Below are 13,079 nucleotides of genomic sequence, written 5' to 3' on the forward strand. Positions count from 1 at the left end.
GATTTATGACTCAGGCACGCTCAAAAGCAACGTTTTGCAGGGCGATCGCTACGTTGAATCTGCAACCAGTCCAACGTTTCCCCACCTTCCCATCGCCGGAAATCATTCCAAGCGCAGTGGAACGGGCGGCGCAAATCGGCACCAGCCAGTCCCTCAGAGAATTTGAAGACTGGCTCAAGCAGACTGGCTTAATCAGCGCTGAATCCTAACCCCAGCCTATCCCTCTGCCACAGAGGGCACAAACTCTTCAAAACCCGTCTCGAAGGGGTTGTCTTCCAACCTTGGCGGCTCTGGTGGGGCTTCGGGGGTGGGCTGGAGTGTGGTCGCCTCCGAAATGGGTCGGCGGGAATCGATCAGGCTCATGGCACGGCTGACGCTCTCCGGCAGAATCACCACTAGCGCATCTTTGGGGGCCCGATCCAGCGCCGTGTTAATGGCTTCGGTTTCGTCCAGAATCACGTCGTATTTCAGACCTGGCTGGATTTGCCGGATACCTTCTTCGATAAACGCAGCCGCGCTGCCCCGCGCTCGTCCACGGGTGTCGTTGTCTTCTTTGATGTAAATCCGGTCGAAAATGGCGGCCGAGAGCCGACCGAGGGTAATGAAGTCTTCATCGCGGCGATCGCCCGGCCCGCCAATCACCCCGATTCGCTCCCCGTTCCAGTTCCGCACAAAGCCACCTAGCGCCTCATAGCTGTGGGGATTGTGGGCATAGTCCAACAGGACATGAAACTCACCCAGATTAAACAGATTCATGCGGCCAGGAGTCTGGCTGGCAGAGGCCTGGAAGGTGGCAAGCCCCTGCCGAATGGCTTCGACCGGAACGCCCTGGGCAAAGGCCGCCAGCGAAGCCGCCAGCGCATTGGCAATCATAAACGGCGCACGGCCGCCCATCGTCAGGGGCACGCTGGCCGCCTCCATCAGCCGCAGCGCCCAGTCGCCCTTCACCAGCGTCAGGTAGCCGTTTTCATAAATTGCCGCCAGTCCGCCCTGAGCGACGTGGTTTTGCACCGTGGGATTATCCGGGTTCATGGCAAAGTAGGCCACCTGCGACTTGACGCGGCTAGCCATCGCCGCCACCAGCGGGTCATCCGCATTCAGCACAGCATAGCCGCCCACCCCGACACTTTCTGCCACGACGCTCTTGAGGTGTGCCAGTTGCTCCACCGTATCGATATCGCCAATGCCCAAGTGGTCGGCCGCCACATTCAGCACCACGCCCACATCGCACTGGTTAAAGCCCAACCCAGAGCGCAAAATCCCGCCCCGCGCTGTTTCCAGCACCGCGACTTGCACCGTTGGATCCTGCAAAATCACTTGGGCGCTTTGGGGCCCTGTGGTGTCGCCCTTTTCCACCAGATAGTCACCAATGTAGATGCCGTCGGTGGTGGTGTAGCCGACGATTTGCCCTGTTTGCTTGAAAATATGGGCGGTCAGGCGATTGGTGGTGGTTTTACCATTCGTACCCGTCACCGCCACAATGGGCACACGGCCGGGTGTTCCGGGCGGAAACAGCATGTCGATGATGGCTTCGCCCACGTTGCGCGGCGTACCTTCGCTGGGTGAGAAGTGCATCCGCAGACCCGGCGCGGCGTTGACTTCTACAATTACGCCATCCACCTCGCGCATGGGTTTAGAAATGTCGGGAGTTACCACGTCCAGTCCGGCAATGTCCAGCCCGATGATTTTGGCGGCGCGTTCGGCAATCCAGCGGTTTTCGGGGTGGATGTCGTCCGTGCGATCGATGGCGATGCCGCCTGTGCTGAGGTTTGCGGTCGCCTTCAAGTAGCACACTTGCCCCATCGGCAGCACTGTATCCAGGTCATAGCCCTGGCGCTCCAGCATTTGAAAGGCGGCGCGATCTAGCTCGATCTGGGTCAACACGTTGTCATGTCCTGTGCCCCGACGGGGGTCACGATTCGTTTCGTCCACCAGTTCAGCAATGGTGGAGCGACCGTTGCCAACGACGTGAGCAGGGACGCGCTCTGCCACTGCCACCACTTTGCCGCCGACGAGCAAGATCCGGTGGTCGCGTCCGCGATAGAAGCGCTCGACGATCACCGCGTGGGATTTTGAGGCAGCTTGGGCAGCATCGTAGGCTTCCTCGGCTTCTGCCATTGAGTTAATGTCGATGGTGATGCCGCGGCCGTGGTTGCCGTCTAGCGGCTTGATGACGATGGGGAACCCGCCCACGTCTTCGATGGCTTGCTCCAGTTCATCCAGGTAGTAAATCGTGGTGCCACGAGGAACCGGAACACCCGCTTCGGCCAGCAGCCGCTTCGTGCCTTCCTTGTCGCTGGCTAGCTCTACGCCCAAAATGCCCGTACCGCTGCTGAGGCTGGCCTGGATGCGTTTCTGATATTCGCCGTAGCCAAGCTGGATGAGCGATCGCGTGCTGAGTGGCATCCAGGGAATCCCCCGCGCCTCGGCCGCGGCGACGATATGCTCGGTACTGGGGCCGAGCGCCGCTTCCATCGCCAGTTCCCGTAGGTCGTTCAGGTCTTGCTCCAGTTCTTCAACGGGATAGCGACCTGTGTCTACGATGCTCTGGCAAAGGCGAACCGCCGCCCGCGCTGCGTAGCGACCCGCCTGCTCGTTTTTGTACTCAATCACAACTTGGTAAACACCAGGAGTCGAGGTTTCGCGGGTGCGCCCAAAGCCGACGGGCATCCCGGCCAGCGTTTGCAATTCCAGCGCGACGTGTTCCACGATGTGCCCCATCATGGTGCCTTCCTGGACGCGGCTGAGGAATCCGCCACGGCAGCCAGGTGAGCAGTAGTGTTCGACCAAGCTGGGCAGGAGGGATACCAACCCGTCGTAAAATCCGGGGATTTCGTTAGACGGGCGATCGCTCAGGTCTTCGAGGTCGAGCCGGATGACCACCAGCTTCGGGTATCGAATGCTCCAGTAGTTGGGGCCTCGCAACGTCTGAGTCTTGAGAATCTTCATAGCGCTGGGATTCCAGGATAGAGTGCGGCTTTAGAAGCACGATAGTCTAGTGTCAAGCGGGACAACGACGACAAACTGTATTGTTTGAAACAGTTTTAGGTTTGTTTTAGAACTGCCTGCCATCACCCCGTTGCCTGAATCCTGACGCATTTTCGTCCTACACGCAATGAACCGCAGGACATTTTTGTGAGTAATTACTCATTGGGTTACTCATTGAGATAGACCCGGAGATCAACCCTGGGAACGATCCGAGGAAGGGCGATCGCCCCCGATAGGCCCCTTACCGGAACCCCGATGAGCTACTCATTAGCGACCGATGGCTATCGATCTCCTATCGATCTCCTATCGATCTCCTACCGATTCAAGACGACGCGCTTGTAGAAATCGAAGCGATCGCCATGACTGAGGATATGCACCCGCAGATTGTGGATGCTCAGAGGATCGTCCGTGCCCGCGTCGGGCTGGTTGGTAAAGGAAATCTGACCTGGGTCGATCACCGTCACCGTGCCTCTGCCAATCACCTCAAAGGTGCCATTGCCCTGAAACATGGCGCAGGTATCCTCGTCGATGCCAATGCCCAGCTTTTCGGGATAGGCGGCGATCGCACTCATCAGCCGCGCCATCCGATTGCGATTGTGAAAATGCTGATCCACCAGCACTTCAGGAATAATGTTGAGTCCGGTCGTTAGATCTACCAGCGACCGATTCGGCGGCTCCCCGCTACCGCCGCCCGCAATCATGTGCTGCCCCATTACGGCTGCCCCAGCGCTCGTGCCCGCCAGCGTAATTTCGCCTAGTTGAGCGCGAATTCTCACCTTTTCCATGATGGGCGTATCCGACAACAGCCCGCATAGCCGCAACTGGTCGCCCCCGGTCATAAACACGCCCGTACAGTCTTCCAGAAACGCCTGCCAATCAGGATGGCTCCCCTGATCCCGATCTTGGATGTCGAAAATAGCAATATCCTTTGCGCCCATGTCTTCAAAAATCTCGCGGTAGCGGCTGCCAATCACCCCCGGCTCCCGCGAAGCCGAAGGAATGATGGCAATCCGCGCATCCGCACCGCGAGATCGATGAAAAAACGTGCGGAGAATTTCACGACCGTGGACTTTGTCTTCGGCACCGCCGATGACCATAACCGCTGTTTCTGTAGACTGGGGCATCCGTTGACGCTGGAGGGTAGGATCAGATTGGAACATCCGCTCTGAAAGCGGACGGCGCGACACTAGCCGTTCTAATAATTTGCCAAGCCCGTGTTGAGTGTTGCTCATTACTCAAGAGTGAAGGTTGCTGGCGAGTGGGGACTCAGGGAAAAACAGCCGGGAAATCTTCTACCGTGCAGTAAATTATGCAGCAAGTATGCAGCGAAACCAGCGGTCAAGGCATGAACCCTCGGATAAATCGTCGAAAGACAAGCGATGGTGCTTGCAATGATGCAGGGGCAACCTCGCAGGCGCGATCTCGCATATCATCGCCGACTCTGCTTTATCCTGATAAAGTTCAGTCAAATAGAATTTAGATTCGGCAAGTTAAATCACAGGATGTGCAACTTTCAATTTGCCCTCATCCCCCAACCCCTTCTCCCGTGTCGGGAGAAGGGGAGCAAAGAGGCTTGAAGTCCCTCTCCCAGAGAGGGAGAGGGATTTAGGGTGAGAGAGATCGGCAAAGTCGCACATTGCGATTAAATCAGCAAATCTAATGGGAATGGGTCTAGAGTCTAAGCGTAATTATTTAACCATACTCTCAAGCCTTTAACGGTAGTTTTTGTGCGAACCCTATCCTAGCTTCATTACATTCTCCTTGAGCATAGGTGCAAAAACCTATCGCCTTCTACGACCACCAACCCCCCAAAGCCTCCAGAAATCACTCCGAAAACTATTCCAAAAAACAATACTCCAAAGCAGCCGCCTCCCCCTTCCAACCCCCTTCCCTCTTCCCTCTTCGTTCTTCCCTCTTCCCCTCGTGCGCTTCGACCTAATCACCCTGTTTCCCGATTTCTTTTCCTCTCCCCTGCAATCCGGACTGCTGGGCAAAGCGCTGGCAAACCAGATTGCAGAGGTGCATCTGACCAATCCCCGCGATTTCACGACCGACAAGCATCACAAGGTCGATGACGAACCCTATGGCGGCGGCGTGGGGATGTTGATGAAGCCGGAGCCGATCTTTGCGGCGGTGGAGTCGCTGCCCGTGCTGCCCCGACGGGAGGTGCTGCTCATGACCCCGCAGGGAGAGCCGATGTGCCAGCGGATGTTTCAAGAGTTTTCCAGCAGCCGGGATCAACTGGTCATTATCTGTGGACACTACGAGGGCGTAGACGAGCGAGTGCTGCATCTGGTGACGCGGGAAGTGTCGCTGGGGGATTTTGTATTGACCTGTGGCGAAATTCCGGCGCTGGCGCTGCTAAATGGCGTGATTCGCCTGCTGCCGGGAACAGTCGGCAAAGTAGAGTCGCTGAAGCTGGAAAGCTTTGAGGATGGGCTGCTGGACTATCCCCAATACACTCGGCCAGCGGAGTTTCGCGGGTGGCGAGTGCCCGATGTGCTGCTGTCGGGAAACCACCAGGCGATCGCCCGCTGGCGGCACGAACAGCAGATCGAGCGCACGCAGAAACGCCGCCCCGACCTTTGGCAGGCATGGCAGGAGCGGCAAAAGTCTTTCCCCAAAGAGCCTGATTAGCAAACTGCACTGAAAAATTACCTCGTTGGGCAATAGTTCAGGCTTGAGCAATAGTCAGTCAGCTCAACTTCCGGTTCCCGTTTTGCTTAGATTTAGACAATTTAGACTCAAGTTTCAGCTAAAATTCAGGACGGGCTGTAGTGATCAATCATTAAGGCAGCCAAAACTGCAAAGGCCGTAATACTGAGGGCGATCGCCGGATGCTGTCCCTGGCTAATGGCAAATGTGGTCACGGCTCCTGCGCCCAGCGTGGCAGTTAGAACCGCGCTCAACCAATCTTTTTTCGTGTTCTTATCGTACATTGAGCTAAACCGAGCGAAAGTTTTTGATGGTGTTATTCGATACCCATCAACCTATCACCCAGGTCGGCAATTCCCAATTGAAGACTGGGAATCTGTAATCAAGGTTTAGTTTTGCATACGTTTCTTCACTTTTTGGGCGCGGTTTGTGAGCTATTGTAAACCGCTTCTGCCACGCGCTTTAGCCGCCGCAACTGCGCCTGCATATCCTGCCGGGTCCACTCTGCCGCAAACGTATTAAACCCATAGCGGACGATGGGATTGGGAATGCGAAACTCGAAGCGATTGACCAGCGTCGTGCCCGTGGAAGTCGGCTGACACTCCCAGCGATCGCGCCCCTGAAAGAATCCCCTAAACTCCCATACGATCAGCCCCGGCTCCCGCTCGACCACCGTGCTGTAGAGCGCAGGCTGCACCAGCGGCGTTTGAATCAGAAATCGGCTCTTGCCGCCCAGTTCCGTACTCCAAACACCCACAGGCTCACAGCGCAGCGCCGGATTGAGCCAGCGATGCATCAACTCCAGATCTGTAAGACACTGCTCAACCGCCGTTGCGCTGGCGCTGATCTGAATAGATTGCTCAAAGATTTGAAAATCAGCCATTCTCCTCATCCCTTCTACCGCTGCTCCAACTTAGCCTGCAATTCGTCCTTAATTCGGCTCAGAATGGAGGCTTCGTCAAGAGAGTCAAGAATTTCGCTGACGACGGTTTTTAGCCCGGTGGGCCCCCAGGATGCGCCGTTGGCGAGGTAGGTTTTGGTGAGTTGGCCAATGACGTAGGTAGACACTCCTGCGACCCCCGCCTGGGCGATCGCCACGGAGGCATAGGGCAACACCGACGCGCCCCCGGTGGCTGGAGCCGCCGCACCCAGCAGGCTTTTCAGCGAACCCAGTCCCAGCGTCAGCAGCAGGTCGCTGGCCGTCACGCCGCCCAGCCCAATTGCCATTTTTTGCAGCAGCATGAGGGCGTTTTGCTGGGTCATGGGGATGCCGTAGAGCCGTGACAGGGTGACGATCAGGGCAATTTCAATCACCGCGCCGCCCAGCAGATCTAGCACGGTAATCGGGTTCAGGGCGATCGCCACGGCCTTGGTCATCACGCCCTGCCAGATCAGGTCATCGGCGCTGCGATCGCGGATTTCGAGCTTGCGCTGCAACAGGCGATCGCTCACGTCGTCGGCATAGAGCATCGTATTCAGCGCCACCAGCGACTTGCCCTCGCGGTGCAAAATCTCCAAAATTTTCAGCTTCAGGTCGTCTATCTGGGGCTTTCCGGCTTCTCGGCGCACCACAAGCTGACCATCAGGCTGACGCACGGCCGTCGTCGTCATCGGCGAAGCCGCCGCCATGACGATTTCGTCCGGCGACAGCAGTTCTCGCACGCGCTGGTCGCGGATGGTCTGATAAATCGCTTGACGATCGGCATCGGGATACTGATCCACCTTGTTGAACACCAGCAGCATCGGTTTAGCCGCCTGCCGCAGCGCCGACAGCGCCTCGTATTCCACGCGGGTCATGTCCCCCGATACAACGAACAGGATCAGATCCGCCTGTTTGGCAATCTGCTGTGCCAGTTGTTCGCGCCCCTCGCCGTCTACTTCGTCGATGCCGGGTGTGTCGATCAGCTCTACCTGCGACTGGCCTGTTCCCGGCAGCGACACCCGCAGAACCTCCTGAGCGCTTCCGGCGATTGCCTCCTGCCGAATTTCCCAGTTCGCCGCCTGCACCGCCTGCGTGATGCCATGCACCGGCCCCGTTTCAAACACCGACTGCCCCAGCAGCGCATTCAGCAGCGACGACTTGCCCCGCCCCACCATGCCAAACACCGCAATTTGCACCACCATGCGGTCGAGCTTTTGCAGCAGGGTTTGCAGGCTAGTTAGCTCTGTTTCCAGACCCGATCGCTCTCGCGGGGTCAGATCTAGCCCATTCACCAGATCCCGCAGCGCGTCCTGCGCCTGACAGTAGGTTAGGTCTGCCTGGATCTCGCGAAAACTGGCGATCGCCTCGTCCAGTTCTTGATCCAGGGCGGGGTCAAAGGGCGATCGCTCGGCAGCATCCTGAGCCGGGTTTGTAGGAAGGGTTCTAGTGTGGGGACTGCCTGAACGGTCTGACCTGTCCTTACGATCTGCCAATCTCAAACTCCTGCAATGATCCAGCCAACAATTCAAAACTATGACCCAACCCCATTGCCCTCTCAGATCCGCCTCAAACGGCAGCTTTACAAGTTAGCTACAAGTAGCCACAAGTTGGCACACAAGTTGGCCACAAGTTGGCACAGCAAGGGGCATGGAATTGGGTTACGAAGCGCCTCATCGCGCCTGCTCGATGTCTTGCCCGATATCCTGCTCTATGTCTAATCCTAGCGATTTCCCAAGCTGCTGTAGAAGATAGACTGGCAAGCGCTTTAGATACCTTCTCCAAATCCAGTCACATTCTCTACAAAATGCGGACTATAAAACGCGAAAGTGCATCCAACTGGGTCAGATGCACTGTTCAATGGTTTGGACTAACGGTTGGACTAGCTGTTGAACTAGCTGATCGCGCTACGACAGCGCTTCCAGATAATCGCGGACGCGGTTGCGACGCTTGGGCTGACGCAGCTTTTGCAGCGCCTTCGCCTCGATCTGGCGCACCCGCTCACGAGACAGATCCAGCGCCCGACCAATTTCCGCCAGAGAATAGGGCTGTCCGTCACCCAGTCCAAAGCGCATCTGAATTACGTCGCGCTCGCGGCTGGTAAGATCGGTGAGCAACTGCTGCAAATCGCGGATCAGAGATTCCCGCATCAGCAGTTCCTCTGGCGATGCGCCTTCGGTTTCCAGCAGGTCGCCCAGTTCCGTGTCGCGCTCCTTGCCCACTTTGGTTTCCAGTGACACAGCGCGGGGGACACGCTGCAACACCTCGCGTACCTGGGGCGCGGTCATGTCGAGTTCGGCAGCGATGTCTTCGTAGGTGGCGGTGCGGCCCTTCTCCTGGGAGACTTTGCGCTGCGCTTTTTTGATTTTGTTGAGCTTTTCGGTGATGTGGACGGGCAGGCGGATAATTCGGCTTTGGGTGGCGATCGCCCGCGTGATGCCCTGCCGAATCCACCAGTAGGCGTAGGTGCTGAAGCGATAACCCTTCGTCGGGTCAAACTTCTCCACTGCTCGCTCCAGACCCAGCGTGCCCTCTTGAATCAGATCCAGCAATTCCAGCCCGCGATTCTGATACTTTTTGGCCACCGACACCACTAGGCGCAGGTTGGCCTTGATCATGTGATCCTTGGCAGCCAGCCCTTCCGACTGCACCAGTTCCAGATCCTCTACTGGACGCTGCACCAGTTCTGCCCAGCGGCGCTTGCCCTGTGCCAGCAGCGGCTTCAGTTCTGTCACGGCGATCCCCGCCGCCTCGGCCCAGCGCTCCAGCGAGGGACGATGCCCCAGCATGGATGCCAGCCGATCCTGAGTTTCCATAATTTGCAGGTAGTGCTGGAGCGCTTGGTCGCCCTGTTCGGCTGCTTTGTGGCAAGCCTCTAGCAAAGACATATAGCGCTGCACCTTTTGAGCTTCCGAGACTTCTTCATCGCGCCCCAGGAGCCGCACCCGCCCAATTTCCTGGAGATAGAGTCGCACTAGGTCAGTTGTGCGCCGCGCGGTGGCATTTTTGCCGATTGCACCCGCCCCATACTCCATTTCCAAGCTTGCCAAATCCTCGCTCAGTTGCGCTTCTAAATCGTCATCTTGAGCGTTGACAGCGCCAGTTTGAAGCTCAAAGCCATTCGAGGAGTCGTTGTAGTCCGCCTCAGCGGAGAAAGATCTTGCTGGCATAGTACTCGTCTCAGTTGCTCCAGGTAACAAGGGGCTTCTTTCACTGCTTACCGATAGTGTTCCCGGTATTCAGGACTAATTCATCAGGACTGAAAAAGAATATTCAGGTTCCATCCAAGCGTTTCTTGAGCGTCGCGGCTCGCAAAGCCTTCCAGTCCTCTGCACAAAGCGATGCCAACTGACCCTGCGACTAGAGTCGAGTGCCACATCCGAAAGGGGAGACTTGCGGAGGAGTGGCCGGGTGGCAGGTCGCAGCAGGCGCTTAGGCTAAGGACATGGATTCAGTCAACAGTCCACACCGGGATGCGGTTTTGATCGGTGACAACTCAATGAGAATCCAGACGATAATCCGGTCCTGAGGATTCGGTCTGTAAACATCTATCGGCTTTAGCCAATGGGTTTACGCAGGTTTCACGTTAGGTTCTGCGTAGGTCTTGTGACGACGCAGTGTTGATGCTAATGGTCTAGACGCACCCAGTTTCGGCGGCAAACGGCTCAAGGCCTGTTGTCACAAAGCGGTCTTGATGCAAGACGCAGACTCAAGCGAGTCACAAACAGGTCGATAGAGGCAGTTTGCACAAAGCTCTTACATAAAGTTCTACAGGCCGCCCTCCGAAAATTCCCGAGGGGGCCTCTGAAGTTCACACTTCCTACATCAAAAGAACCCATATTCGGCGGGTCTTTTGTCCGCAAAAAGGCGGAGTCTGGTTTCAAAGAATACAAATTTGAAACTCAAATTCCGGGGGTGCGTGAGATTTGGGTGAGCGATCGCCCCTTTCCCTTTTTCAGACTATATTTTCTGCTGGCTCTATGGCTGCCAGACAGCGTGACCGCCGAGTTGCACAAATAGCTGATCTCAGGCACATCTCGCGCCTTTAGACGAGGGATTGAAGGGCTGCATGAATCGAGTTAGGTGCAGGCAGCGTGAATAAAACGGGGCGATTGCCCTGCTGTGTAATCTGCTTTGTTAATAGTTTGTATAGATATTGTCCAGGGCCTTGCAAAATTTTGAGTCTTTAGGATGCGGATGATGAGGATGCAGATGACGGCTTTGGGACAACGTTGATTACGTGCCCTGGCTTTTGGGTCGATTCCAGCCCACTAATTTGCACAGGGACAAGGGGTACGCCGATTGCCAGCACGGCCGAGGGCTTGCCGGAGTTGCTGCTTGAGGTCTTCTTCAATAGCGCTGCGGACGCTAGCCGTGGCAACGCCAGTCACAGGCAGTCTGCGTTGCGCTTGAAACTGCTGAACGGCGCTAACCGTGCGCGGTCCATAAAACTCGCTGATGGACAGATCCGGACTCACGGTTTGTTTCAGTCCGTGGTGCAAGTTGCGGACAAGCTGGCGTGCTTTTTCCTGGGTGGGCTGGTCTGCTTCGCCCGTCAGCGGCAGCCCGTAGTGCGCCTGAAAGGTGCGAATTGCCAGTTGCAGGTCATCCCTCGCCCGCTGGCTTTGTCCTTTGCGCTGCTCTGGCTGCGGGTTGTTTTGCAGGCTGTCCGAATTTGCGTCCGAATTTGCGAAATATCCCAGCCCCGATAGCACAGCGATGAATTGTTGCAAAGAATAAACCGTTTTCATGGTCACGAATCCTGAAGTTTGGTCGGGGGGTCGGGCGCTAGGTGCGCTGCAAGGGCTAGACTAGCTCCCCGCAAGGTAACCTTGCTAAAACTCTGAAACAGCTATTTAATCCTGAAGGCTTGATGGTGGAACCTTGCACTGGAAAACCGTCTGGAAGGAAGGGCGGGGGTGCAATGGGAACACCCCCACTTGCAGAAGGTTCGTTCACCAAGTCGAGATACAATCCTGAATCGCTCTCTAGTATCAAGATAGGCAAAGGCTCGAAATAACTCTTCATGCTGCGGTGTAGACCCAGATCACCCACTCTGATCACCCGCTAGCATGAACCTCTAGGTTTATTGCAAAAAGGGCGATCGCAAAACCCGTCCTTCTCCATCGAAAAAGGGGTGGATGGTGCGATCGCCCTTGACACCAGACCCATTTCCCAGTGGTTTCAGCTTTATGGAGTCAAACAAGCCCAAACCTGTGGCGGGAAGCGGGGGGTGCGTCTCACTTTTGTAACCCTCACCGTAAATCCCTCTCCCGCTTTGGGAGAGGGACTTTCAATCCGGCTCCCCTTCTCCTGCTCTGGGAGAAGGGGCTGGGGGATGAGGGCGAACTTGCAGAACTGGGATGCGCCCAGCAGGGGAGGCGATTAGCCAGTCGATTAGGAAGCCGATTAAGAATTAGAGGAATCAGGCAGGTCTTCTGGGCTGGCAGCAGGCGGCTCAGTAGGCTGGAGGCGCTGGGTTGCATCGGCGATCGCCCCCTGAGCCTGTTCCGAAAGCTGCTGTGCCTTGTCCTGTGCCTGGGCCGTGAGATTGGCCACAGACTCTTTGGCTTTTTCTCCCGTTGCTTGCACCTGAGTCGTCGCGTCGGCCAGCTTCTCTTTTGCCTGGGCAGCAGCGTTCTCAGCCGTTTGCTGAAGCTGGCCAGCTTTATCCGCAAGGGTTTCTTTTGCCTTTTCGGTCGTTTGCTGAAGCTGCTCAGCTTTCTCTGCAAGGGTGGCTTTGGTTTGCTCGGTTAGCGATTGGGCACTGCTTTGTGCCTGCCCGACGAAGCCCGTCAGCTTTTGCTTGAGGTTGCTGACATCTGCTTTGGTTTGAGAATAATCATTTTTGAGGAAATCCCGCACCTGCTGCACTTTCTGCACCACGCCGGGGCTTTCCAACTCCGCCGCCTCGACCGAAGACACCGTGCAGACCAAGCGGCGATCGCTCACGCCAATCGCGCCCGCCGGATGCAGCCGATACAGCCCGCTCGTCAGCCCGCCCCAGCCGTCGGTTGTAAACAGGTAATCCAGCACGCGCCCGCTCGTCGGGTCAAGGCGATAATCCACCACCAGCCCAGCGCGGCTGCCGCCATCCGTCCACACCTCATCACCCAGCACAAACACAACCGTATCGGGCTTGGTCGGTTCTGGGCCAATGTGGGCCTTGAGAATAACTCCTTCAGAGCCAATGCTGGCAATTTGTAGCCAATTATAGGCATGGCGCTTAATCCCCAATGCGCCCGCTGTGCATTCCAGCCCTACAATTTGATGCGCTTTGGGATCGAGCCAGAGCCGACTGACGCGCCCGACTTCCTCAGCCGTATCAGGCTTGATGACAACTTTGCCGATCACCTCACTTTGCAACATGACGGGAGTTGCCGCAGCAGTGGAATCAGTAGTCATAGGGATTTGGGGGATTAGGGTTTGGAAATTAAGGTTTGGAAAGACGAAGGGATGGGGATGTTTGCGGCAGTACAGGAAACGGTTGTGTAGCCAGACTTTTGGCCTGAATGCT

Annotated in this window: 10 protein-coding genes; 2 read left to right on the top strand and 8 right to left on the bottom strand. The window is 56.6% G+C overall.

Going from position 1 to position 13,079, the window contains the following annotated elements; all coding sequences use genetic code 11:
• Positions 1 to 5 precede the first annotated feature (5 nt).
• Positions 6 to 209 carry a hypothetical protein gene (locus HNI00_RS14880; protein WP_316787389.1) on the top strand — a complete coding sequence of 68 codons (204 nt, stop codon included), beginning with the start codon at positions 6 to 8 and terminating at the stop codon, positions 207 to 209.
• 7 nt (positions 210 to 216) lie between these two features.
• Here the strand turns inward: HNI00_RS14880 and cphA are convergent, their stop codons facing one another.
• The gene (gene cphA, locus HNI00_RS14885; protein ID WP_316787390.1) at positions 217 to 2,949 is read right to left on the bottom strand and encodes a cyanophycin synthetase; all 2,733 of its coding nucleotides are present in this window, start codon (positions 2,947 to 2,949) and stop codon (positions 217 to 219) included.
• A 353-nt stretch (positions 2,950 to 3,302) separates the two neighbouring features.
• Entirely contained in the window at positions 3,303 to 4,148 is an 846-nt protein-coding gene (locus HNI00_RS14890; protein WP_420156368.1) for a cyanophycinase, read from the bottom strand.
• 763 nt (positions 4,149 to 4,911) lie between these two features.
• Here HNI00_RS14890 and trmD point away from each other — a divergent pair.
• Positions 4,912 to 5,625, top strand: a complete 714-nt coding sequence (gene trmD / locus HNI00_RS14895) for a tRNA (guanosine(37)-N1)-methyltransferase TrmD (RefSeq protein ID WP_316787392.1) — start codon at positions 4,912 to 4,914, stop codon at positions 5,623 to 5,625.
• 125 nt (positions 5,626 to 5,750) lie between these two features.
• Here trmD and HNI00_RS14900 read toward each other — a convergent pair whose 3' ends face one another.
• The 6 genes from HNI00_RS14900 to HNI00_RS14925 form a co-directional block, all read right to left on the bottom strand.
• Positions 5,751 to 5,897, bottom strand: a complete 147-nt coding sequence (locus HNI00_RS14900) for a hypothetical protein (protein ID WP_172353196.1) — start codon at positions 5,895 to 5,897, stop codon at positions 5,751 to 5,753.
• A 155-nt stretch (positions 5,898 to 6,052) separates the two neighbouring features.
• Positions 6,053 to 6,526 carry an SRPBCC family protein gene (locus tag HNI00_RS14905; RefSeq protein WP_297076655.1) on the bottom strand — a complete coding sequence of 158 codons (474 nt, stop codon included), beginning with the start codon at positions 6,524 to 6,526 and terminating at the stop codon, positions 6,053 to 6,055.
• A gap of 14 nt (positions 6,527 to 6,540) precedes the next feature.
• A complete protein-coding gene (locus tag HNI00_RS14910; protein WP_316787393.1) occupies positions 6,541 to 8,058 on the bottom strand; it encodes a GTP-binding protein in 1,518 nt (505 codons plus the stop codon).
• A gap of 411 nt (positions 8,059 to 8,469) precedes the next feature.
• Positions 8,470 to 9,732 carry an RNA polymerase sigma factor SigC gene (gene sigC, locus HNI00_RS14915; RefSeq protein ID WP_316787394.1) on the bottom strand — a complete coding sequence of 421 codons (1,263 nt, stop codon included), beginning with the start codon at positions 9,730 to 9,732 and terminating at the stop codon, positions 8,470 to 8,472.
• Positions 9,733 to 10,833: 1,101 nt separating this feature from the next.
• Entirely contained in the window at positions 10,834 to 11,313 is a 480-nt protein-coding gene (locus tag HNI00_RS14920) for a peptidoglycan-binding domain-containing protein (protein ID WP_316787395.1), read from the bottom strand.
• 658 nt (positions 11,314 to 11,971) lie between these two features.
• Entirely contained in the window at positions 11,972 to 12,967 is a 996-nt protein-coding gene (locus tag HNI00_RS14925) for a PRC-barrel domain-containing protein (RefSeq protein WP_316787396.1), read from the bottom strand.
• Between the last annotated feature and the right edge of the window lie 112 nt (positions 12,968 to 13,079).

This window comes from Thermoleptolyngbya oregonensis NK1-22, assembly GCF_032705245.1.
GTDB classification, from domain to species: Bacteria; Cyanobacteriota; Cyanobacteriia; order Elainellales; family Elainellaceae; genus Thermoleptolyngbya; species Thermoleptolyngbya sichuanensis.

Bases quoted from the DNA above. Each gene is read 5' to 3' on its own strand.
- HNI00_RS14880 (WP_316787389.1), top strand. From the start codon at position 6: ATGACTCAGGCACGCTCAAAAGCAACGTTTTGCAGGGCGATCGCTACG.
- cphA (WP_316787390.1), bottom strand. From the start codon at position 2,949: ATGAAGATTCTCAAGACTCAGACGTTGCGAGGCCCCAACTACTGGAGC.
- HNI00_RS14890 (WP_420156368.1), bottom strand. From the start codon at position 4,148: ATGTTCCAATCTGATCCTACCCTCCAGCGTCAACGGATGCCCCAGTCT.
- HNI00_RS14905 (WP_297076655.1), bottom strand. From the start codon at position 6,526: ATGGCTGATTTTCAAATCTTTGAGCAATCTATTCAGATCAGCGCCAGC.
- sigC (WP_316787394.1), bottom strand. From the start codon at position 9,732: ATGCCAGCAAGATCTTTCTCCGCTGAGGCGGACTACAACGACTCCTCG.
- HNI00_RS14920 (WP_316787395.1), bottom strand. From the start codon at position 11,313: ATGAAAACGGTTTATTCTTTGCAACAATTCATCGCTGTGCTATCGGGG.
- HNI00_RS14925 (WP_316787396.1), bottom strand. From the start codon at position 12,967: ATGACTACTGATTCCACTGCTGCGGCAACTCCCGTCATGTTGCAAAGT.